The sequence below is a fragment of the Dyadobacter sp. 3J3 genome, assembly GCF_009801115.1.
Taxonomy (GTDB): Bacteria; Bacteroidota; Bacteroidia; order Cytophagales; family Spirosomataceae; genus Dyadobacter.
In genome coordinates this window covers 322,923-345,291 of record NZ_VTOL01000005.1, presented here as the reverse complement: position 1 = coordinate 345,291, position 22,369 = coordinate 322,923, and the positions used below count along the sequence as shown (strand labels likewise).

Genomic DNA, 22,369 nt, shown 5'->3' with positions numbered 1-22,369 from the left:
GGTTTTAGGAATCTCCTTCAACCCGATTTTCCACTCTCAACTTTCAACTAATCCATGCCTGATTCACTTTTTTTCTCAGATGAGGAACAAAAGCAGATAATTGCTGCAATTCAGGAAGCTGAAAAACAAACTTCCGGGGAGGTTAAGGTGCACATCGAAAAGAACTGTGCTACCAATGATGTTCTGGAAAGAGCAAAAGAAGTTTTCAGTATTTTGGGTATGCATGCCACTCAAGAGCAAAATGGGGTACTTTTTTATCTCGCTTATGAGGACCGCAAATTTGCTGTTTTGGGAGATAAAGGAATAAACGACAAAGTACCGGCTGATTTTTGGAATAGTACAAAAGATTTGCTGCGGAGTTATTTTTCTCAAGGTAAATTTACAGACGGACTTTCTGCCGGAATCAGAGAGGCCGGACTTCAATTAAAAATTCATTTCCCATATCGCTCAGACGATGTTAATGAACTGCCTGACGATATTTCTTTCGGGTAATTATCTATGAAAAAATATATCATTTTTTCTTTCCTGTTTCTTTCCCTCCTTTGCCGCGTTGTGGCTCAGGATGTACCTGCAAAGCCTAATCCGCCACGTTTGGTAAATGATTTTGCCAAGCAGCTTAATCCAACGGAAATTAGCGCGCTTGAACAAAAACTGGACGCTTACAGTGACTCCACATCTTCACAGATTGCCATCGTTGTTGTTCCAACAACCGGAGACTATCCGATCGCCGACTATGCCCTGAAACTCGGAAGAGAATGGGGCGTGGGAGGAAAAGGAAAAAATAACGGCATCGTGATACTATGGGCTTCCACCGACCGGAAAATATATATCAGTACGGGATATGGTATGGAAGGCGCAGTTCCTGACGCGATTGCAAAAAGAATTATCACCCAGGTAATAACGCCGGAATTCAAAAACGGCATGTACTACCGCGGCCTTGATAAGGGTGTCGATATGATCATCAAATATGCGACAGGAGAATATAAAGCCGATGCAAAAGAGGATGACGGTGGTGGTGGTACTTCCCCTTTACTAATTCTGGTTGTCGTTTTCATTGTGATTATTTTCATCATTTCCCGTAATAAAGGTGGTGGAGGTGGTGGATTCCGTAACATGGGAGGCGGACCGATTTTCTTTCCATACACTACACATTCCAGCGGAGGAAGCTCATCAGGAAACTGGGGAGGAGGTTTTGGTGGAGGTGACGGCGGTGGATTTGGCGGTTTCGGAGGCGGCAGCTTCGGAGGCGGTGGAGCCGGCGGAGATTATTAATTGCGGAATTATTCGCCAGTTTGTTTATTGTTCAGTACCCACGTTTCCAGCAAACGTCTATATATTCAGAAAAAACCCGTTTGAAGTATCTTACTTTGAACGGGTTTTTCTTTTTCAGGAATATAAAATTCTAAAACGTATAGCATGGCACAATTATTTATAGAACATTAACAAGAATAAGTTTAACCTAAATTAAATGTTATGGAGAATAAGAATAATACCGGTCTTGTTATTGGCCTAATCATTATGACCGTTGTGGCGGCAGTGTTCGGATATTTGTATTATCAGGAACGTAATATCACAACAAAACAGGAAGCCGATCTGGAAGTTAGAGTAAACGAACTCGCGATGAACGAGATTAAACTCGATTCCATCTCTAAACAACTTGATGCAAAAATTATAGAAGTACAAGGTCTTGGCGGAAACATTGAAGAACTTCAAAAAGCAAAGGCCGATTTGGAAAAAGATCGTGTAGCTTTACGTAAAGGCACAAAAACTTTGGGTAATAAAATCAAGGAATATGAAACATTCCTTACCAAAAAGGATGAGGAAATCGCTCAGTTAAGAGAAGAAAACCAACAATTAATAAGTAAAACTGAAACACTAACACAAGAAAAAGCAGAACTGGAAACTAGCAAAAAAGCTGTTTCAGATTCTCTTACGGGTGTAGTAACAAAGAATGCAGAGTTGGAATCCAAAGTTACAACAGCAGCTGCTTTGCGTGCACGTAATGTGAAAGTATATGCAATTTCATCAAAAGGAAAAGTTCGTGAAGGTGAAAATGTAAAATCGAAACGAATCGATAAAATACGTGTCGACTTCATACTAGAAAAAAATCCATTGACCATGGCAGATAACAAGAAAGTTTATTTGCGCGTGATTGATCCTAGCGGAGCTACTATCGCTGATGATGCAACCGGTTCAGGCAAGTTTGAGTTTAATGGACAAGAACAAGGTTACACCATTAGCCAGGATGTAATGTATAGCAACAATAACCAGGATGTCAGCATCTTATACGATAGAAATGCTGCTTTCAAATCGGGAACTTATACAATTGAACTGTATTCAGAAGGATTCCAGGTTGGACAAGGAACATTTTCTGTGAAGTAAAACCAGAATATTATTATTAGCCGGGAATAGGGTTCATAACTCTGTTTCCGGCTTTTTTTTGTCATAGAAAAGAAATCAATAATTTAATCAGTTAAATTAATCTATCCACCTCTTTAAAAATTCTGAAATAATTGCTTCAACAAATAAATATTTAAAATTTGGCCATAATTCCTAACTTGCGCTATTAAAACCACCTGGCACAAGCTTATAACCAAATAAAATACTTCTTTTCTCTATATGACTTCGACTCTATCACAAAAGCACCCGCGCGGTCTCTACGTCTTATTTTTTGCTGAAATGTGGGAGCGTTTTAGTTATTATGGTATGCGGGCCATTCTTCTGCTTTTCCTTTTGGATAATGTCAGAGGAGGCATGGGGCTTGAAGCCGCCGAAGCTGCTGCGGTATACGGATTATACACGTCTGCGGTTTACTTATTAACACTTCCGGGCGGCTGGCTTGCAGATAATATCCTTGGACAGAAAAAAGCGATCTGGTATGGCGGAATTGTCATTATGCTCGGCCATATTATTCTTGCAATTCCGGGTCCCACAAGCATCTTCTTTATCGGATTGATCACTGTTGCTATTGGAACCGGATTACTAAAAGCTAATATCAGCTCTATAGTTGGAGAATTATACCCGGAAGGCGGAGCAAGACGTGACGCTGCCTTTTCTATTTTTTATATGGGCATTAATCTGGGATCCATCTTAGGAATTACCATCGTAGGATTTCTAGGTCAGAAAATAAACTGGCATATGGGTTTCGGCGCAGCGGCTATTGGTATGGCGTTGGGTTTAACCGTTTTCAAATTCGGAAGTAAAAAATATCTGCAAGGATTTGGTGAAGTACCAGCTGCTAAAATAAGTACACCGGAATCCGTTGCCAAATCTGGTTCAGAGAAAAAACTTGGGTACGGACTGGTTGCTATGTTAGTATTATTTCTATCCGCATTGCAGTTAAAAGGATTCATTGATATGAGCACCGCTCAGGGTCTTGCGCAAGGAGCAGGTATTATCATCGTAACTGTTTCTTTATTTTACTTCATCTACATTTTGGTCGCGGGAGGATTATCTCCGGTAGAGAGAAAACGTATTTACGTATTAATCGTTTTCTTTTTGGCTGCCGCTATATTCTGGTCAGGATTTGAGCAGGCAGGATCTTCACTTCAAATCTTCGCAGAACGTTATACGCAGCGTACTTTTGGCGGATGGGAAATGCCTTCAAGCTGGTTCCAGAATTTCAATGGAACATTCATCCTGATTTTCGCTCCGGTGATGGCAAGTCTGTGGATCTATCTTTCAGCAAAAGGAATTAATCCGGCTACGCCTATAAAGTTTGCAATCGCACTGTTATTGGTCGGAACCGGATTTTTCATCATGGAAATGGCATCCAAAGTTGCAGTTACAGGACAATTGGCTTCACCACTCTTTTTGACACTTACTTATCTTGTCCATACAATCGGCGAGCTTTGTCTGAGTCCTGTTGGATTGAGTTCCTATACAAAATTGGCACCAAAACGTTACGTTAGCCAGTTAATGGGAATATGGTTTGTCGCTGCATCATTAGGAAACCTGATCGCCGGATTATTTGCAGGAGGTTTCGATGAAGAAAATTTACAGCAGATGCCAGCACTATTCCACCAGGTAACATTATTCTCTGTTGGATTTGGATTGCTATTGTTAATATTCTGGAAACCGGTAAAAAACTGGATGGGAGGAATTCAGTAGTTAGCGGTTAGCGGTTAGCGGTTAGCGGTTAGCGGTTAGCGGTTAGCGGTTAGCGGTTAGCGGTTAGCGGAAAATAATTAATACTAATCAAGAGTTCAAAAGGGAGTCAACTTTAAAAGTTGTCTCCCTTTTACTTTTTCTAATATCATTTACCCATCGACTTATCCCGCACCGCCTTAAATTCCGAACCTTTTTTCCAGCCAGGAAAAGTAGCCTCATTGCTCAAACCATATCCGACATTGAAAAGCAGCTGGATGTCTTCGATAATTCCTAAAATATCCCAGGAAGGCGAATATTCGTCAGCAGGCGAATGATACCGATTATCATTATAATCCTTTTTTTGCGTTTCTCCCCACGCCTCTCCGTGCTCTACCGATTCAGATCCGTTTTCAATATACAAAGCCGGAATTCCCACTCTAGCAAAATTGAAATGGTCGGAACGGAAATACCAGCCTCCTGACGGATCCGGCTCTCCACGTGTTTTACGTCCTTGTCGTGCGGCAGCTTCATCTGCATAATCATCAAGATCCGACTGTCCTTTTCCAACCAGGATAATATCTTTCATTTTACCAAACGGCTGCAAAACATCCATATTGATATCAGCAACGGTTTTATTAACAGGATAAACCGGATGTGAAGTATAATACTCCGATCCCAGCAAACCTTGTTCTTCGGCTGTTACAGACAAAAACAAAATCGATCTTGAAGGCTTCTTATTCAATTTGGTAAAAGCACTGGCAATTTCCAGTAAAGCCGCGGTTCCGGAAGCATTATCTGCCGCACCATTATATATGGAATCTCCGTTGATGGCTTCGCCTTTTCCAAAATGATCCCAGTGTGCTGAATAAATAATGTATTCGTCTTTGCGATCAGTTCCGGGTAATAAAGCGAGCACATTATTGGAAGCAGATTTTTTGATCTTGTTATTAATGACAAGCGATGTTTTCAGATTTAAAGAAACTGGTTTAAATCCTTTTTTTCCTGCCTGAAACAGCAAGCTATCCGAAACTCCCGAAAGTTTAAATAATTTTTTCGCAGATTCGGAAGTAATCCAGCCTTCCATTTTCGCTCTAGACATATTATTATCCTCTGAATCCAGATACAATTTAGATTTTGACCAACCGCTTCTGACCACGGCCCAACCATAACTAGCCGGTTTGGTATCATGGATAATCAAAACACCGGCTGCGCCTTGTCGTGCAGCTTCTTCAAATTTATAAGTCCAGCGGCCGTAATAAGTCATCGTTTTTCCTTTGAACAAAGTACTATCAACAAAACCAGGGTCATTAACCATCACGACTACCGTCTTTCCTTTTACATCCAAACCTTCATAATCATTCCAACCATACTCAGGAGCAAAAATTCCATAACCGACAAAAATTAATTCTGAATTTTCAATTTTAACCTGATCCTGCACACGCCTTGAAGCGGCAACAAAATCATCAAGATATTTCAGCTTTACATTTCCCTTTTTGCTTTTTATCACCAAAGATCCGGACGGTTTTGACATAATATCAACCATCGGGACTTTCTGGAAATAACTGTCGCCATTACCCGGTTTAAGTCCCAGTTTTTCAAACTCTGTTTTCAGATACTGAATCGTTTTTTCTTCACCTGCCGAAAATGGTTTTCTTCCTTCCAGTGAGTCTGAGGCCAAAACTGCGATTTGTTTTGAAAAAACTTTACCGTCAATAGGCGATAAGGGTACATCCCGTTCCGTCTTTTCAGATTTTTTACAACCGGTGAGGACAAAACTAAAAACCGCAACATAACAGAGAATGACTTTTAATTTCATTTGATAAGCGATAATGTGTTTAGAAAATCTCTGCCCTGAACAGAAACCATAGTACTTTTTTGTTAAACGATAAAGATAAACCGATCATCATTATGTTAATAAACTTATTTGTTTAAATAATTACATTTGCTAACGTAGTATATTCAACAGCAAAATATTTATTATGAAATCAGCTTTTTTGAAATGGTCACTGATGGCATCCGTTGTGGTAGTCGGAGCTTCCTGTAACAAAGAAAAAGACAAAGAATCAACGACTGAAAAAGTCCCTGGATTTTCTCTCACTTCACTGGATTCTACCGCTAAGGCCTGTGACGATTTTGACAGTTATGTCAACGGAGGCTGGAAAAAACTGAACCCGATTCCGGGAACAGAAAGTCGCTGGGGAGCATTCGGTATTTTGGACAAAGAAAATAAGGAAGTCCGGTTGAAAGGGATTATTAAGGAAATAACCGATCAGAAAGACCGCAAAAAAGGAAGTGAAGAACAGCAGATTGCTGATTATTATCAATCCTTTCTGGACACGACTACTGTCGAAAAACGAGGTATTGAACCTTTAAAACCTTATCTCGATAAAATCGAAGCTGTAAAATCGCTGAAAGATCTTGCCTCGGTTACAGGTGAATTACAAAAAGTAGGCGTTTCAACAGTTGTGGGTTTTGGTGTTGAAGGCGATTTGAAAAATAGTAAAATGAACGTGCTTTATGAAGGCCAGGACGGATTGAGTCTGGGTGAAAAAAGCTACTATGAAAGAACCGATTCCAGCACTGTAAAAGTGCGTACGGAATTTGTTAAACATGTGAATAACATGTTTGGCTTTGCCAGTTTTAAAGATGTAAATCCGGGCAAAACAGTCCTTGATTTTGAAACAAAAATAGCAAAACTTCAACTGAGCAATGTTGAGTTACGCGATCCGGTAAAAACGTATAACAAAACCTCTTTCAAGGATTTTAAACTTCTTGCTCCGGATTTTGATTTGCAGGAATTTGCCGATAAACAGGATATCAAAACGGACACAGTCATTGTTCAGAATATCCCATATCTGAAAAGTGTAAATGCCTTATTGAAAGCTACGCCATTAGAAACATTGAAACTGTATACCCGCTGGCAGTTGCTTTCTAACTTTGCAGGATATCTTCCAAAGAGTTTTGACAAAGAAGATTTTCGTTTTTTCAGCACGGTAATGCGTGGAACGAAACAGCAAAGAAATCGCACCGACAGAGCGATCAGATCAACGGACGGACTTCTGGGAATGCCTTTGGGGAAATTGTTCTCCAAGAAATATTTCCCGGAAGATGACAAGAAAAAGGTGTCCGAAATGATTGAAAACGTCCGCAGCGTTTATGGTGAAAGAATTGACAAACTTACCTGGATGAGTGATTCAACCAAGGCGAGAGCACATAAAAAACTGAAAGCATTTACGTATAAAATCGGTTATCCTGACAAATGGAAAGACTATTCTTCCATTGAAATTGCTTCCGACAAATTATTTGAAAACGTAATCGCTTCTTCTTTGTTTCAACATAAAGAAAGCATCAAAAAAATCGGAAAAGAAGTTGACAAAAGCGAGTGGTTAATGACGCCGCAAACCGTGAATGCATATTACAATCCGTTAAATAATGAAGTCGTTTTCCCAGCCGGGATTTTACAGCCTCCATTTTACAACCGGAATGCGGATGACGCTATCAATTACGGTGGTATTATCGCGGTGATCGGTCACGAATTTACGCACGGATTTGATGACCAGGGGTCGCAGTTTGATGAAGAAGGAAACCTTAAAAATTGGTGGACAGCGTCGGATCGCACCAATTTTGACAAACTGACGAAAAAGTATATTGATTATTTTAGCGGAATCGAAGCATTACCTGGTTTCAAAATCAACGGTGCTTTAACAATTGGAGAAAACGTAGCGGACCTGGGTGGATTGACACTTGCATACTACGCATTGGAAAAATCACTAAAAGGAAAACCGGAACCGGCTCCGATTGACGGATTCAACTGGAAACAACGTTTCTTCCTGGGCTGGGCGCAGGTGTGGCATATGAACACAACGAACGAAGCACTTCAAAATCAAATCCAAACGGATCCTCATGCACCAGCAAAAGATCGTATCAACGGACCATTGCCGCATTTGAAAGAATTCCAGGATGCATGGAGCTGCGGCGCGGGAAGTAAAATGGTATTACCAGAAGCTTCAAGAGTAGTTATTTGGTAGAAAACTTTTCAGATATATATTTTTGTCAACAAAAAAGAGGAGCCGGATTTTCAAATTCGGCTCCTCTTTTTTGTTGAAAATTTCTTAAATATTATTTCCCTGCCAGGTGTCGGTTCCGATATTCGCTTGGATTGCACCCTTTCACCTGACGAAATTGCCGCGCAATATTTTTACTATCAGTTAATCCCATATCCAGCGCAATTTCAAAAACGGACATATCCGTATCCAGTAATTTTTGGGTAAATTTTTCAATCCGAAGATTATAGATGTATTTATAAATCGGGTAACCCATTACTTCAATAAAGCGTTTTTCCAAAGCGCGTCTTGATAACGGAACCTGTTTTACGACTTCATCCACATGAAGGTTTTTATCAATATTCTGATGAATGTATTTCAACGACGTAGCAATATGATCATCGTTGGTAGCATAAATATCCGTTGAATGACGCGTGATTACCTGCGTTGGTTTGACGATGACATCATGAAAATTGTGCATTCCGTTTTTGATCATATGATCAAGCAATTTGGCTGCATCATACCCACCCTTTTCAGCATCCTGTCCCACACTGGACAGCGGAGGATCCGAAAATTCACAGATCATTTCGTCATTATCAACACCTAAAACAGCCATTTCCTCAGGTATCCGGATTCCATAAAGTCTGCATGCTTCTGTAATATGCTGTCCCTGATTATCATCACAAGCCATTAAAGCAATGGGCTTAGGAAGTGATTTAAGCCACTTTCCGATTGAATTGGGTTTGTAGTACCACAACTCCGAAGGTCGCGCCATTTTATGTTCAAAAAAATGAACCTTGTAACCTGCTCGTATTATACGTTCCTCAAATCCTTCTGATCTTTCCTGTGACCAGACGATATCCTTGAACCCATAAAAAGCAAAATTTTTAAATCCTTTTTTCAAAAAATAATCCGCGCCCATTCTACCGGCTTCATGGTGTGCGCCGGTAATGTTCGGGATTTCGTCAAAACGTTTTTTAAAATCCTGCGCTATAACTGGAATTCCCGCTTCTATAATTTTACCAATATTGGGGTCATTATAAAACTGGCCGATCATACCATCAGCGCCCCATTCCAGTGCCCATTTCAAAATGCCTTCAATACCAACAGTTTCACGATAAAAAAGTGGCATTCTGGTGAAAATCCATGGTCCGTTTTCTCTTGAATATTTGGCAATACCTTTCAACAAAGCTTTGCTGTATTCCTCGGCAAAATCAATCAGTAAGATAATTTTATACATAAAAGATTGTGCGCTAATATGCTCGATTTAATAGAATCCGATCAGAATTTAAGAATTTTCTCACACAAATTTCGCTACGTAAATAATTCCTTGAAACTTTTAACCGTATCATTATTGACCAAAGGTTTCGCCCAAACGCCGATGCTAAGAATATAGCCAAGCGTGACAAGCAAGAAAAGCATAGCCAGTTTCAATCCGAACAATTCACCCAATCCGCCAATAATCAGCGGCACCACGGCGCCGCCAGCAATTCCTGCACACAAAATTCCGGAAAATGTTCCATGATGATTGGGAACAGAATTGAGAGCGAGTGAAAATATCACAGAATACATCACCGAAGCAAAAAAACCGGTCAGCGGAAAGGCATATAAACTTATCTCCTTTGATCCGAAAAGTGCAGCTAACAAGGAAACTATGGCTCCAACAGTAAAGAAAATCAGAACTTTCCGGCTATCCAGAAGTTTTAAAAGGATAAGTCCCAGAAAACATCCGATGGTCAATAAACCCCAGAAATAAGAAATAACGGAAGCACCCGTAGTGGCCGGATCGACGTTATGATACGTTTGCAGAAATTTGGAAATCCAGTTGGCAATTCCCTGCTCGGTACCAACGTAGGCAAATATTCCAAAAAAGAAAAGCAGTACAGATTTGTTAGCCAGTAGCTCACTGAAAGCTTTTCCCACATCTATTTTTTCATCTTCTTTCAAATCAACTTTCGGAAATTTCACCAATGCTATGATCACCACCATCAGCAAAGAAATAACTGCAAAAACCCAGTATAGCGAAACCCATTTCAGATTTTCAGGAACCAGTTTATTTAAAATATCAATCAGAAAACCTGAATTAGAAGAATGAACATTCAATACCAGATAACTATAAAGCAGCGGGCTAAGGAAGGAAGCAGCTCCAAAAAATAACTGGGCAAGAACAGAATTAAAGGCAAACTTCTCTTCCCCGCCAGCAACCCGTAAAAGGGGATTAATCACAACTTGTAACATGGCCATACCCACGCCAATCAGGAAAAGCGAAAACAGCGCAATGGAAAAACCCGGAACAACAGCAAAAAGTAATGCCCCGCCAAAAGAAAGAATAAAAGCCAGCAGCAAAACCATTTTTTCACCATACTTCTCAACCATCAATCCTGCCGGAATGGACATGACGCCATAAGCCACAAAAAAAGCAAAGGGAAGAAAACCAGCCAATCCGATACTTAGATCAAAACTTTCAACGATATCAGGGATGATTGGGCCTAAAATATTGGTGAGAAAAGATATTACAAAGAAGATCAGTAATATCAATATAACGATAAATGCATTTCGCTTCATAAGGTAGGTTTGAATGAGAGGATTATTGATCCATAAGTGCCGCTGCGCCTAACAAAGCAATATTTTCATTTTCAGAAAGCAGTAAGGTAAGACGCTTGATGGATTCGGGATAGGCAAAATCTTTCAGACTATCCAGCATAGTGGCTTTGAAAAACCTGTGTGCTTTTGTCAGAGAACCGCCCAAAATAATCGCTTCCGGATCGTAGGTATACATGATCGTTTTAATGACAACACCAAGATGTACACCAAATTCCTCCCATATTTTTATGACTTTGGAATCACCCTTCAACGCAGCTTCGTGCGCGTCAAAAGCATCCATTCCTATGGTATCTTCAAAAAACCGGTTGCAAACATAATTTTCCAGAATGGAATCCCGATAAGGAAGCATGCCGATTTCACCCGCGCCGCAGTTATTTCCGGGATACAATTCATTATTAATGATAACGCCTGACCCAATACCGGTTCCAATTGCCATTCCCACGACCGATTTATATTTTTTTGCTGCGCCGAAACGATGCTCTCCTAATGTAAAGCAATTGACATCGTTGTTGATCGAAACAGGAAGATTAAATTCCTTTTCTACCAAATCCCGCAACGCTACCTCTTCCCAGGATGGAATATTCATCACATTGTAAACAATGCCTTTGTCCACATTGACCACTGAGGGTACACCAATTCCTATCCCTTTTACCGGATATTTGGTATAGGGACGAATTAAATCCATGAGTTGGGTCAAGGTAGAAGAAAGTGAATCCTTATTTTCGAGCAGCACATTACTTTGACTCGTAATGGATCCGCCCAATTCTATCCCGGCACGCATGTTGGTCCCACCGATATCTACGCCTATATTCATCAAAAAAACAGAAGTGATTAATTTTATTGGATATGCTTTTGTAATAGTCTTTTTGGTGAGTAACAGGCTATCAGTTTTCGGACTAATTTGAAAAAAACTTTAACGCGAAAACTGATAGCGATTGATAGGATTTATTGTGCCTCAATAATACTTGCCCGACTTGATTTCCCGGCCTTATCAAAACTTTTCAGTTTTACAGTACCCGAAACTTTTACAGGACTACTATATAACGCCGACTGCTCAGTTGGCTCCGAACCATCCGTTGTGTAGCGAATGGCTAATCCTGGTAAGTCCACATTGGCTTTTAACATTCCGCCGTCAATAATAGCGCCCGGAAGTGGCAAGCGATAATTGTAACCGCCATTCAAATAACTCAATCTTGGAATTTCTTTTTGTGCGATAGAATTTGCAAAAACATTCCAGCCCGTTGCAATTGCTTTGTCGCGCGTTGTTTTATCTTCAATATTTTCCCAGCTTCTTTCCTTGGACCAGGCACTTTCTGAGAACCCTAATAATTTTGGAAGGATTGAATATTCCATCATATCCCTTCCTTTGATCGTTTCGCTCCAAAGCTCTGCTTCCAGACCAAGAATATTTTTTCTGGCTTCCGGTTTCAACTTCTCTTTTCCGACAAATTCTTCCTTCATCGGTTTTCCCATGCCGGTTGCATATGTCGTTTTGAACATATCAAATGGTGCAAAAGCCCAATTGTCCCACGTATTTACAAAACCTGCCCAGTACAATCCCGGTTCTTTCGGATCATTGTTGTAGGACATGTCGAAGTAGAAATTGGTAACGTTACAAAGCACAACCTGATAGCCTGCATTCGCCAAACGATTTCCCAAATCCACATCAAATACGTTATTCCAGATATAAGGAACTACCTGGCGACCAGAAAATTCAGGATTTGCCAGATATTTTCCAGCAGGCGTTTTTGTAAGCGCAACTTCCTCCCAACCATGGATTTTAAGACCACGTTTTTCCAAACGCGGCACTAGTCTTCTAAAAAAATACGCCTGTAGATTTTTAGGACTTTTAATTTCCGGATTTTCTTTGATCAGTTTGGCAGCCATCGGCGAAGCCGTCCAGGCACCTTCCGCCACTTCATCACCGCCGGTATGGAAAGTATCCATCGTCAAACCCGCTTCCTTGTACATTTTCGCCATTTCATCCACTACTTTTTCGAAAAAATGGTAAGTCGATTCACGGCCGACACTTACAACGTTATCCTTATAAGCCTGCGCAGAAAGGTAAACAGACTTATCATCCGGATCGATCAAACGATATTCGTTGGCTTCTTTTTCTTTGCCTTCTTTCATCAAACGCTCGTAACGTGCTTCCATGGATTTGATTGCAGCACGGGCGTGTCCTGGAAAATTCAGTTCAGGAATAACCTTGATATGTCTTTCATTTGCATATTTCAGTATTTCGATAAAATCTGCTTTTGTATAAAATCCGCTTCCATATTTTCCTTCTGCGTTTGCAAACGGACCAGAACCGTAAGAAGGATGCAAAACAGATGTTTCTTTACCCGTTGTATGCTGGCGTTGCGAACCCACTTTCGTCAATTCAGGCAAACCGTCAATTTCTACACGCCAGCCTTCATCTTCTGTTGTATAGAATAAAAGGTGGTTTACCTTGTAAGTCGCCAATAAATCAACAATACGTTTTACCGATTCCTTGGATTGGAAATTACGGCTTACATCCAGATGCAATCCTCGGAAATAAAAACGTGGCGCATCTTCAATTTGTGTAAAACCTAAGGCGATGGAAGCAGTTGGTTTTTGATAAATTTCTAATGGAACAAGTGCCAATAAACTTTGTATCCCGTAGAAAACACCGGCAGCATCACTTCCAGTAATCGTGATTCCGCTACCGTTTATTCCCAGATTGTAAGCTTCACGGGAAATTCCGTTAACCTGAATTTTCCCGGATTTAAGAATAATTCCGTTTGTTACCGTAGTAGCTGGCAAACCACTTTTCGGTTCGTAATCTTTGCCAGTAAGCGTTTTTAATTTTTCACTTAAATATTTTGCTTCTCCTTCAAAACCAGTTTCGAAATAAATAGCGGTTTCATTATTTAAACTAAAAATCCTTGCACTATTCACCACTTTAACCGGTGCCGGAATAATCTTTTGAAGTTGATCTCCGCCCAAAGTTGACATAACCAGATTTTGATTGTAACGAAGTTCAGCAGTTGGAAGTGGTTCCAAATCCATTTTCCCACGCAAAATCTGTTCTTTCGTCGTGAAAGGCTCAACCGTAAAATTGGCAACTTCAACGATATCCTGCTCTTTTCCATCATTGTCATAAAAAACAAAATACAATCCCATTGGTGCATCAGTTTCTTTGATCACGCCTTCGGTACCTGTATAATTAATGGTAATGGAGTCGCCGCCATTTAATTTGAAATCTTTGCCCGGTTTAAGTTTGTACCAGTCGCCGTTGATATGTTCAACAATTCCTGGTTCAGGTGTTTTATTTGTTTGGATCGGCCTTGGCGACATGTTGAAAAACAAAGTCCAGTTTTTATCATTCAGAGCAATATTGCCTCCGTTTTTAATAGTGAATTTGGCGTTGAATTGACCATCTACGCTTGTAAAGTTTGTAACCAGTTTCCATGAAACCGCGATTTTCTGCGCTTCTTCTTTGGAAAACTTACCTGATGGACTACATGCGGCCAACAGCATAAACGAGGCAATAATTGATAAAAACGATTTCTTCATTTTGTAAGGTTAATGGATTCGTTAAGGATTTTTCAAAATTATTTCCCGGAAATAAAATATCCCGCCTAATCGTATTTGTAATACTGCAAATTGATTAAAACATACCATTATTAAAAGGATTTCCTAACAAGATAGCCCTTAACATATTTAGCTCCGTATATAAATCTAAAAACGGAAAATATGATTAATCGCAGTGATGCACCTTCCCGCCTAGTTTCCCTGGACGCCATGCGCGGTTTTACCATTGCATTGATGATAACCGTAAACTTTCCGGGAAGTGAAGAATTTGTTTACGCCACGTTAAGTCACTCCAAATGGAACGGACTTACTTTCACCGATCTTGTCGCTCCGTTTTTCCTTTTTATTGTAGGCGTTTCCATCGTTTTTGCTTTTTCAAAAAAACTGGAAGACGACAGCCCTAAAAACGAATTATATAAAAAGATCGTCATCCGGTCTTTCAAAATATTTGCAGTAGGTATGTTTCTGAACATGATGCCGGATTTTGATTTGATGAACTTGCGCTGGACCGGCACTCTGCATAGAATCGCTATCGTGTTTTTAGTTTGTGCTATTTTATTTTTGAATACCAACTGGAAACAACAAGCACTCATAGGCATTACTATTCTGGTTCTCTATTGTCTTGCGATGACATTAATCCCAACTCCGGGATATGGGAAAGTCATGCTCGAACGCGGTGTAAATCTTGCAGCCTGGGTCGATCAACAGTATTTACCCGGAAAAATGTGGCAGGGAACCTGGGATCCGGAAGGAATCCTGAGCACTTTTCCTTCCATCGTAACAGGTATTACCGGAATGTTGGCTGGCAGATTGATGCTTAGTAATTATCCCCCAACTGAAAAAGTAAGTTATCTGATGACAATTGGTCTTTTTACCGCAGCCGCCGGATATTTCTGGGGACTGGGTTTTCTGGTAAATGAAAATCTCTGGACGAGTTCTTTTGTCCTGGTTACTTCGGGATTTGCGGCGCTGTTATTTGGCGCGTTATATTTTGTAGTTGATATTTCAGGTTATCAAAAAGGTACAAAACCATGCGTTATTTTTGGAGCAAATGCCATTACCATTTATGTTCTGGCGGATGTTTTTGCGCTTTTCCTTTATCTCCTTCCTTTTGGCGAAAAAACTCTGAACCAGCACTTTGTAGATACTTTCATTTCAGCAGGTTTTGCTCCAAAACTGGCAAGTCTGATTTATGCTTTACTTTTTGTTTCAATCAATTTCATCCCCGCGTTGCTTCTTTACAGAAAAAAGGTTTTTATCAAACTATAACTTGAATAAACCGGCAATACATATCTGGTTTCCAAAATATTAACTATTATGCATAAGTACATTTTCATTTTTTTATTCATTACATACTTCTCTCCATTTACACAAAATGCAAAAGCGCAAACTCTTGATCTTTCAAAAGCACAGATTTATACGACAATTTCCGACAAAAATACTTTACTGAGAAGTCTGGAAGTGCTGCAAAATGAAATTGAAAAACGAAGTGGTATCAAGTATCAAATCGTTAAAAAACTACCAAAAGCAGGACAGCAAATTATTGTCGTTGCCTTGGAAAGCGATATACTGAAACTTGCAGATTCGTATAAAACGGCGTTAAATAAATTGCCCGAAATCAAAAGTGAAGGTTTTAAACTTTTGGTTTTGCCAACAGATAAAACGGTGCTTATTGTTGGAAAAGATACAAGAGGAATTCTTTATGGCGTTGGCCGTTTGTTACGTAATATGGAAATACGGCAGGGTGAAATTCATGTTGAAGAAAATCTCGCCATAGCAACCAGTCCACGATATCCGATCCGCGGTCACCAGCTTGGATACAGGCCAAAAACAAATGCATATGACGCTTTCACAGTAGCCGGATTTGATCAGTACATAAGAGATCTTGCGCTTTTTGGTGCCAATAGCATTGAAATTATGCCGCCACGGACTGACGATGATTTCACCAGTCCGCATATGAAATTACCGGCGGTAAAAATGATCATGGAACAGTCGAGAATATGTAAAGAATATGGTCTGAACGTTTCAATCTGGTATCCTAACCTTGGAAAAGATTACGCAAATCCGGATTCTATCAAAAAAGAGCTAAAAGAAAGAGAAGAAATATTTTCCATTTTGCCAAAGCTGGATGCTGTTTTTGTACCCGCCGGCGACCCGGGAGATCTGGAGCCTGATGTACTTTTTGCCTGGCTGGAAAAAGAAGCTGTATTATTACAAAAATATCATCCAAATGCTAAAATCTGGGTTTCGCCGCAGGTTTTCCGACCTACGCAAAAGTGGTTTGATTCATTCTTTGGTCATGTTAATAAAGAATATTCCTGGTTTGGAGGTGTCGTTTTCGGCCCCTGGATAAAGTTGCCGGTTCAGAAAATCCGGGAACTTGTTAAACCTTCAATTCCTATCCGTCATTATCCCGATATCACCCATAATTATAGTTCGCAATACCCTGTTCCAAACTGGGATCTGGCTTATGCCATGACGCTAGGACGGGAAAGTATCAATCCTCGTCCGCATGATGAAAAAGCGATCCATAATGCATTTGACCAATATGGCGTCGGCAGCATAAGTTATTCCGAGGGAACAAATGATGACGTCAACAAATTTGTATGGAGCGATCAGGATTGGGATCCTGAAAGGCCTGTGATTGAAACACTTCGCGACTACGCACGTTTGTTTATAAGCCCGGATTTTACGGAAAATTTCGCACAGGGAATTGTCGCGCTTGAAAATAACTGGCGGGGCGAATTACTTACCAATGAAAGTGTTGACCGTACCTTATTACAATGGCAGCAAATTGAAAAACAGGCGCCTTTGAAAGTCCAGCAAACGGCCCGCTTTCAGATGGGATTAATCCGCGCTTATTTTGATGCTTATACCCGCCAGCGATTAATTTATGAAACAGCGTTAGAATCCCAGGCAAAAGAGATTTTGGGAAACGCGAAAGCCGGAACATCGTTGACATCGATTCAGCAAGCAAAAGCGATTTTAGAAACAGCCTGGAAAAAACCGATTTTATCAGATTATCAGGCGAAATGTAATTCCCTGGCAGATTCCTTATTTAAAAGTATTGGCGCGCAATTGACTATTAAAAAACATGGTGCCATGTCGGGCCGGGGTAATTTCATTGATTTGATCAATATGCCGCTGAACGATGCACCCTGGCTTTTGGATCAGTTTGTACAAATTGAAAAAATTACGGACGAAACCGAAAGACTCAAAAAAATCAATGAAATGCTGCATCGTACTGATCCGGGTCCCGGCGGTTTTTATGATCATTTTGGAGATTCTGAAAGCTGGTATCGCGTTGTTCAGAATTTGAGCTGGAAGGACGATCCGGGAAGTCTGTTATCGCCACGAACAAGTTTTGGTGTTGGGTTGGTAGGCGAAGAATGGGTTGATGAAATCCAGGCAACCGGATTTAAAGGTCAGGTAACGCCTCGCGTCTGGATGAAACAGGCCAAAACATTGTACGATCATCCGCTGAAAATTCATTACAATGAACTTGATGCAAAGGCGAATTACCGCATACGCATCGCTTATACCGGACGCTTCCGATCACGCATGAAAATGACTACGGACGACGGCCAGGTTGTACACGACTTCTTACAAACCGGAGAAACGCCGATATTTGAATTTGATGTACCAAAAGCCGCCACAGCAGATGGCGTAGTGACATTTATCTGGAATTGCGGAGAAGGCGAACGGGGATCACAGGTTACGGAAATCTGGTTGATTAAAAAATAAATATCTTAACAAGATTGTCAAATGGGACTTTTACAAAAATTACAAAACGGCGAAAACGTATACGGAACTTGTATTACCTCAACGGGGCCGATGTGGCCCGCTGCCATCAAACGCACCGGAGTAGATTTCGTTTTTATTGATACCGAACATATTCCATTGGGTAGAAATGAGCTGGCAGTTTTGTGTCAGCAATTCCGTGCTTTGAATATTACGCCCATCGTACGGATTCCCTGTCCGGATCCATTTCTGGCTTGTCAGGCAATTGATGGCGGAGCCTTGGGAATTGTAGCTCCGTATCTTGAATCGGTTGATCAGGTTTTGGAACTTGTTGGCGCAACAAAATACCGGCCTTTGAAAGGAGAATTGCTTACAAAATATTTGAACGGAACCGAACCGATTCCAGAAATTGTAAAAAGTTATGTTGAAAATCATAATGCCGAAAATATTTGTATAGCGAATATTGAAAGCGTTCCGGCTATGGAAAAACTGGATGATTTATTGTCGGTCAAAGGATTGGATGCCGTTTTTATTGGTCCTCATGATTTGTCGGTAAGTCTGGGATTGCCGGAGCAATATGATCATCCTGAATTTGAAGCTTCGGTGAAAACCATTATCAAAAAAACCAGGGCTAAAGGACTTTCAATCGGTATTCATTTTTCACTGGAACCGGAACGCCAGATCCAATGGATTAAAGAAGGAGCCAATATTGTAGTTCACAGTTTCGATGTTGCACTTTTCGCACAACGTTTGCGACATGATTTTGATATTATAAAAGAAGCTGTTGGTGATGCGAAAAATCTGGGGGATAATACTTCGATGGTTGTTTGAAGTTTTCATTCTCAAAGCAAAGAGGTTGTCTCAAATTCTTTCGGATAGCCTCTTTCAACAATTCGTTTTCAATTAGATAGCGTCCCACCACTAATAAAAACTAACTCCTTACTTATTAAAATTTCAGGGAGCTTTTGACAGTATCAGAATATAGTTGACTTTATTTTTCTCCTCAAATGCCATAATCTCTCTATATCCTCCGTGAAAATTCCATCGCTTAACAAAATCTGTTTGAAAAGAAGGGGTAGCCTCACTTAATCCTATTATCCCCATTATTGCCTTGTTAGTAAACTCATAATCATTCAGTTTATTAATAGTTATTCTGTCCGCAACTTTATCTATAAAAATTACTTCGTATTTACCTCCCTGATACAAATATTTTGGACAAGCCTTACATCCAGATTTCTTATCTTTCCACTTTGATTCTAGGTGACCTTTTCCAAAAATTTTCTCTACATCAGTTATTGATTTTCCTGATATTTCTTTAATACTAAACAAAGCTTTTACACCTTCCTCAGGTTTCGAGTCATGCTTAATAAAATAGCCATCAATAATATTGGCTGTAAACACAAGAAGTACAAACCCGATTAGGATTTTTTTCCATAGCGACATTCCTTCATTTGTAGAGTCTTCCATAAAATTAGCTAGAGGTGATTAAAGTTGGTTTTAATATTTTGAAATTGGGAATATTATCATTATTTGAAACTGTCTTCTTTGTTTAAATACATCTTGAAATTATTTTCCTCCCCGATACATCATCAAAGTTTCAATAATCATCGCCAATTCATTAAATGGCATTTCTGGTGTCAGATAAGCGTGAGGCCCCATTGGGTCGTCGCGCCATGCATTTTTAGCTCCATCCATGACCATTTTCCCTCTTTTCAAGTCAAAATAATGCTGGGCGCCTCGGATTCCTACGAGCACGGCCGTCTGATCCCAACTCATTCTTCCCTGCTCATCCTCTTTACTTTGCGGCATTGCCAAAGCATAAACGCCTTTCACAGGACTGTCTAAATTCTGGTCTGCAACCAATCTTAATCCTGTTTTTATTTCTTTTCCTATTTCAAAACCACTGAAAATAATCTGCGTAGGCCATTTGGAAAATACTTTTTCAGAAGCTGTTGAATCGATATAAACATTAAATTCCCGGCCATTTGGAAAACCTCCGGCCATTGAAACCAGCTCTTTTACTTTTCTTTTCACAAGATCCATACCGGATAACGTTGAAATCTTGTCGGGCTCGGATTCCAATAAATTTGACAGATTGGTGAGAAAACCGATTGTAACAATTGTTACACTCTGATCAGGCTGTGCGGCTAATATTTTCCGGTAAGTTTGAATGGCATCCGGTGTTTCTTCCGTGGATTTTATTTTATGCGGATATTTATCGACCAGCATTTCCGGCCATTTTTGCGATGCACCCATATTCGGGGCCTTTCCTTTTGGCCCGGCTATTGGTAATTCAGGTCTTCCGAAATAGGTGTTCAGTATTTCAATAGTCGGAGCGACCAACGCATTTTGATTACTAGCGATCACCGCTAACGGTTTTACTTCTCCCCGATCTGCCAGCGCGTGCATCACGGCGATGGCTCCAACGTCATCATAATCAGGCCCTATATCCGTATCCAAAATCATGGAAACTTGCTGGGTGCGGGAAATTTGTGCGGAACAATGCAGATTTACCAGAAGAAAAAAGGATGCTAAATAATACTTCATTTTGATAGAAAGGATGTATTGCGGATTCATAAACTTAATCATGTAAACATAAATTAACCTTACTTATACTTTCGGATAAGCCAGAAATTCTGTTGCAGACCTCACAATTTTTCTTGTAAAAAAATAATCAGGATCGGGCGAAAAGCCTGTATATTTAGATTCACTCTTGTCACAGATTTATGAAACGCAGAAAATTTATTCATACAGGTTCATTTGCCGGTTTGTCACTTTTTGGGATAACCATGTTCGACTTCAAGTCTACAACAATTCACCCGAAAAATAGTGCGGCAAAAGACTTCAAACTAAATGAACTGACGATCGATGATCTGAAAAATATGATGGAGACAGGCAAGGAATCTTCACAATCTCTGGTAAAACTTTATCTGGAACATATTGCTGAAATTGATAAAAAAGGACCGGGAATAAATGCCATAATTGAAATAAATCCGGATGCACAAAAAATCGCAGCCGAACTTGATAAGGAAAGAGCAGCCGGAAAAATCAGAGGACCGTTACACGGAATTCCTGTTTTATTAAAAGACAATATTGACACGGCTGACAAAATGCAAACCACCGCGGGATCGATTGCTTTGGAAGGTAATATTGCCAAAACGGATGCTTTTGTCGTAAAACAATTGCGAAATGCCGGGGTCGTAATTTTAGGAAAAACCAATCTGAGTGAATGGGCCAATTTTCGTTCGGATCGTTCATCGAGCGGATGGAGCAGTCGCGGCGGACAGACGAAAAATCCTTATGTACTGGATCGTTCTCCTTGTGGTTCCAGTTCTGGTTCGGCAGTAGCTGTTGCCGCCAATTTATGTGTTGTTTCGGTTGGAACGGAAACGAACGGATCCATCGCTTGTCCGGCTTCGATGAATAATGTGGTTGGGATTAAACCCACAGTTGGACTTGTGAGCAGATCAGGTATTATCCCGATTTCCAAAACGCAGGATACGGCCGGGCCGTTTGGCAAAACTGTTCGTGATGCCGCCTTACTTTTAGGCGGAATGACGGGAATTGATTCAAATGATGAAGTGACAGCGGGCAGCAAAGGAAAAGCGTTGACCGATTATACGACATTTTTAAAAGCCGACGGCTTAAATGGAAAAAGAATTGGAATTGAAAAAACCTTTCTCAAAAAACACGAAGGCGTAGATTCTTTGTTTAAAGATGCGATTGATTTGATGAAAAGTAAAGGTGCAATACTAGTTGAACTGGAATTTGTGAAAATAAAAGATCTTGGAAATTCCGAAGGACAATTGCTCCAATATGAATTTAAAGACGGTTTGAATGCATACCTCAGCAAAGCAAATGGCAAAGTAAAATCTCTGGAAGAGCTCATTAAATTCAATAATGACAATAAGGAAAAAGCAATGCCGATATTCCCGCAGGATCTATTGGAACTATCACAAACGAGAGGCGATTTGAAAAGTGCAAAATATCTGGAAGCGTATGAAAAAATTACCGGCGTCAGAAAAATTATCGACCGGCTTATGGACGAGCAAAAACTTGACGCGTTGTGTGGCCCGGCAACGGGTCCGTCTTGGTGTATTGATCCGGTAAACGGAGATTTCTGGACGGGTTACGGATCTTACGGTCCGGCGGCAATGGCAGGTTATCCATCCATTACCGTACCTATGGGATTGGTCAGTGAAATTCCAATCGGGCTTTCCTTTTTGGGAAGATCTTTTGACGAACCCGGACTTTTAAGCATTGCTTATGGATACGAACAATCTTCAAAAAAAAGAACTGCACCGAAGTTTATAAACCATATTTAAAGTGCCCTG

16 protein-coding genes are annotated in these 22,369 nt (G+C 40.3%); 9 read left to right on the top strand and 7 right to left on the bottom strand.

Features of this window, described 5'->3' with window-relative positions:
* Nucleotides 1–54: 54 nt before the first annotated feature.
* The 4 genes from FZF08_RS13275 to FZF08_RS13260 all read left to right on the top strand — a co-directional run bounded on the left by FZF08_RS13275 (nucleotide 55) and on the right by FZF08_RS13260 (nucleotide 4,110).
* Complete coding sequence (locus tag FZF08_RS13275; RefSeq protein ID WP_159469501.1) at nucleotides 55–492, top strand: TPM domain-containing protein; 438 nt, start codon at nucleotides 55–57, stop codon at nucleotides 490–492.
* 6 nt (nucleotides 493–498) lie between these two features.
* Nucleotides 499–1,272, top strand: coding sequence for a YgcG family protein (locus FZF08_RS13270; protein ID WP_159469499.1), 774 nt, complete (start codon nucleotides 499–501; stop codon nucleotides 1,270–1,272).
* Between the two features lie 201 nt (nucleotides 1,273–1,473).
* Nucleotides 1,474–2,382, top strand: coding sequence for a hypothetical protein (locus FZF08_RS13265; protein WP_159469497.1), 909 nt, complete (start codon nucleotides 1,474–1,476; stop codon nucleotides 2,380–2,382).
* Between the two features lie 237 nt (nucleotides 2,383–2,619).
* Nucleotides 2,620–4,110: a peptide MFS transporter gene (locus FZF08_RS13260; protein ID WP_159469495.1), complete on the top strand. Its 1,491-nt coding sequence runs from the start codon at nucleotides 2,620–2,622 to the stop codon at nucleotides 4,108–4,110.
* 145 nt (nucleotides 4,111–4,255) lie between these two features.
* On the opposite strand, the gene FZF08_RS13255 is transcribed toward FZF08_RS13260, so the two are convergent.
* Complete coding sequence (locus tag FZF08_RS13255) at nucleotides 4,256–5,905, bottom strand: M28 family metallopeptidase (protein ID WP_159469493.1); 1,650 nt, start codon at nucleotides 5,903–5,905, stop codon at nucleotides 4,256–4,258.
* 163 nt (nucleotides 5,906–6,068) lie between these two features.
* Between FZF08_RS13255 and FZF08_RS13250 the strand changes: the two genes are divergently transcribed.
* Entirely contained in the window at nucleotides 6,069–8,117 is a 2,049-nt protein-coding gene (locus tag FZF08_RS13250; protein WP_159469491.1) for a M13 family metallopeptidase, read from the top strand.
* Nucleotides 8,118–8,208: 91 nt separating this feature from the next.
* Here FZF08_RS13250 and FZF08_RS13245 read toward each other — a convergent pair whose 3' ends face one another.
* From FZF08_RS13245 to FZF08_RS13230, 4 genes are all read right to left on the bottom strand, one after another.
* Nucleotides 8,209–9,372, bottom strand: a complete 1,164-nt coding sequence (locus FZF08_RS13245; protein ID WP_159469489.1) for a DNA-binding transcriptional regulator — start codon at nucleotides 9,370–9,372, stop codon at nucleotides 8,209–8,211.
* Nucleotides 9,373–9,446: 74 nt separating this feature from the next.
* On the bottom strand, nucleotides 9,447–10,697 hold the full coding sequence (locus tag FZF08_RS13240) for an MFS transporter (protein ID WP_159469486.1): 1,251 nt from the start codon (nucleotides 10,695–10,697) through the stop codon (nucleotides 9,447–9,449).
* A gap of 22 nt (nucleotides 10,698–10,719) precedes the next feature.
* On the bottom strand, nucleotides 10,720–11,550 hold the full coding sequence (locus tag FZF08_RS13235; protein WP_159469484.1) for an ROK family protein: 831 nt from the start codon (nucleotides 11,548–11,550) through the stop codon (nucleotides 10,720–10,722).
* 131 nt (nucleotides 11,551–11,681) lie between these two features.
* The gene (locus tag FZF08_RS13230) at nucleotides 11,682–14,276 is read right to left on the bottom strand and encodes a family 20 glycosylhydrolase (RefSeq protein WP_159469482.1); all 2,595 of its coding nucleotides are present in this window, start codon (nucleotides 14,274–14,276) and stop codon (nucleotides 11,682–11,684) included.
* A gap of 180 nt (nucleotides 14,277–14,456) precedes the next feature.
* Between FZF08_RS13230 and FZF08_RS13225 the strand changes: the two genes are divergently transcribed.
* From FZF08_RS13225 to FZF08_RS13215, 3 genes are read left to right on the top strand one after another with little or no spacing between them, the layout of a single operon-like run.
* Nucleotides 14,457–15,563, top strand: coding sequence for an acyltransferase family protein (locus FZF08_RS13225; RefSeq protein ID WP_159469480.1), 1,107 nt, complete (start codon nucleotides 14,457–14,459; stop codon nucleotides 15,561–15,563).
* 48 nt (nucleotides 15,564–15,611) lie between these two features.
* Entirely contained in the window at nucleotides 15,612–18,038 is a 2,427-nt protein-coding gene (locus FZF08_RS13220) for a hypothetical protein (protein ID WP_159469478.1), read from the top strand.
* Nucleotides 18,039–18,059: 21 nt separating this feature from the next.
* Nucleotides 18,060–18,866: an HpcH/HpaI aldolase/citrate lyase family protein gene (locus FZF08_RS13215; RefSeq protein ID WP_159469476.1), complete on the top strand. Its 807-nt coding sequence runs from the start codon at nucleotides 18,060–18,062 to the stop codon at nucleotides 18,864–18,866.
* A gap of 123 nt (nucleotides 18,867–18,989) precedes the next feature.
* Here the strand turns inward: FZF08_RS13215 and FZF08_RS13210 are convergent, their stop codons facing one another.
* Nucleotides 18,990–19,502 (bottom strand): hypothetical protein, encoded by a 513-nt coding sequence (locus FZF08_RS13210; RefSeq protein WP_159469474.1) that lies wholly within the window; start codon nucleotides 19,500–19,502, stop codon nucleotides 18,990–18,992.
* A gap of 99 nt (nucleotides 19,503–19,601) precedes the next feature.
* Entirely contained in the window at nucleotides 19,602–20,624 is a 1,023-nt protein-coding gene (locus FZF08_RS13205; RefSeq protein ID WP_229216518.1) for a nucleoside hydrolase, read from the bottom strand.
* A gap of 137 nt (nucleotides 20,625–20,761) precedes the next feature.
* Here FZF08_RS13205 and FZF08_RS13200 point away from each other — a divergent pair, with 137 nt between their 5' ends.
* On the top strand, nucleotides 20,762–22,360 hold the full coding sequence (locus FZF08_RS13200) for an amidase (RefSeq protein ID WP_159469472.1): 1,599 nt from the start codon (nucleotides 20,762–20,764) through the stop codon (nucleotides 22,358–22,360).
* The last annotated feature ends 9 nt before the right edge of the window (nucleotides 22,361–22,369 follow it).

Excerpts from the sequence above, each read along its gene's own strand:
- FZF08_RS13270 (WP_159469499.1), top strand. The coding sequence starts at position 499 with ATGAAAAAATATATCATTTTTTCTTTCCTGTTTCTTTCCCTCCTTTGC.
- FZF08_RS13230 (WP_159469482.1), bottom strand. The coding sequence starts at position 14,276 with ATGAAGAAATCGTTTTTATCAATTATTGCCTCGTTTATGCTGTTGGCC.
- FZF08_RS13265 (WP_159469497.1), top strand. The coding sequence starts at position 1,474 with ATGGAGAATAAGAATAATACCGGTCTTGTTATTGGCCTAATCATTATG.
- FZF08_RS13275 (WP_159469501.1), top strand. The coding sequence starts at position 55 with ATGCCTGATTCACTTTTTTTCTCAGATGAGGAACAAAAGCAGATAATT.
- FZF08_RS13210 (WP_159469474.1), bottom strand. The coding sequence starts at position 19,502 with ATGGAAGACTCTACAAATGAAGGAATGTCGCTATGGAAAAAAATCCTA.
- FZF08_RS13215 (WP_159469476.1), top strand. The coding sequence starts at position 18,060 with ATGGGACTTTTACAAAAATTACAAAACGGCGAAAACGTATACGGAACT.
- FZF08_RS13245 (WP_159469489.1), bottom strand. The coding sequence starts at position 9,372 with ATGTATAAAATTATCTTACTGATTGATTTTGCCGAGGAATACAGCAAA.
- FZF08_RS13200 (WP_159469472.1), top strand. The coding sequence starts at position 20,762 with ATGAAACGCAGAAAATTTATTCATACAGGTTCATTTGCCGGTTTGTCA.
- FZF08_RS13260 (WP_159469495.1), top strand. The coding sequence starts at position 2,620 with ATGACTTCGACTCTATCACAAAAGCACCCGCGCGGTCTCTACGTCTTA.
- FZF08_RS13220 (WP_159469478.1), top strand. The coding sequence starts at position 15,612 with ATGCATAAGTACATTTTCATTTTTTTATTCATTACATACTTCTCTCCA.
- FZF08_RS13205 (WP_229216518.1), bottom strand. The coding sequence starts at position 20,624 with ATGATTAAGTTTATGAATCCGCAATACATCCTTTCTATCAAAATGAAG.
- FZF08_RS13235 (WP_159469484.1), bottom strand. The coding sequence starts at position 11,550 with ATGAATATAGGCGTAGATATCGGTGGGACCAACATGCGTGCCGGGATA.
- FZF08_RS13225 (WP_159469480.1), top strand. The coding sequence starts at position 14,457 with ATGATTAATCGCAGTGATGCACCTTCCCGCCTAGTTTCCCTGGACGCC.
- FZF08_RS13250 (WP_159469491.1), top strand. The coding sequence starts at position 6,069 with ATGAAATCAGCTTTTTTGAAATGGTCACTGATGGCATCCGTTGTGGTA.
- FZF08_RS13255 (WP_159469493.1), bottom strand. The coding sequence starts at position 5,905 with ATGAAATTAAAAGTCATTCTCTGTTATGTTGCGGTTTTTAGTTTTGTC.
- FZF08_RS13240 (WP_159469486.1), bottom strand. The coding sequence starts at position 10,697 with ATGAAGCGAAATGCATTTATCGTTATATTGATATTACTGATCTTCTTT.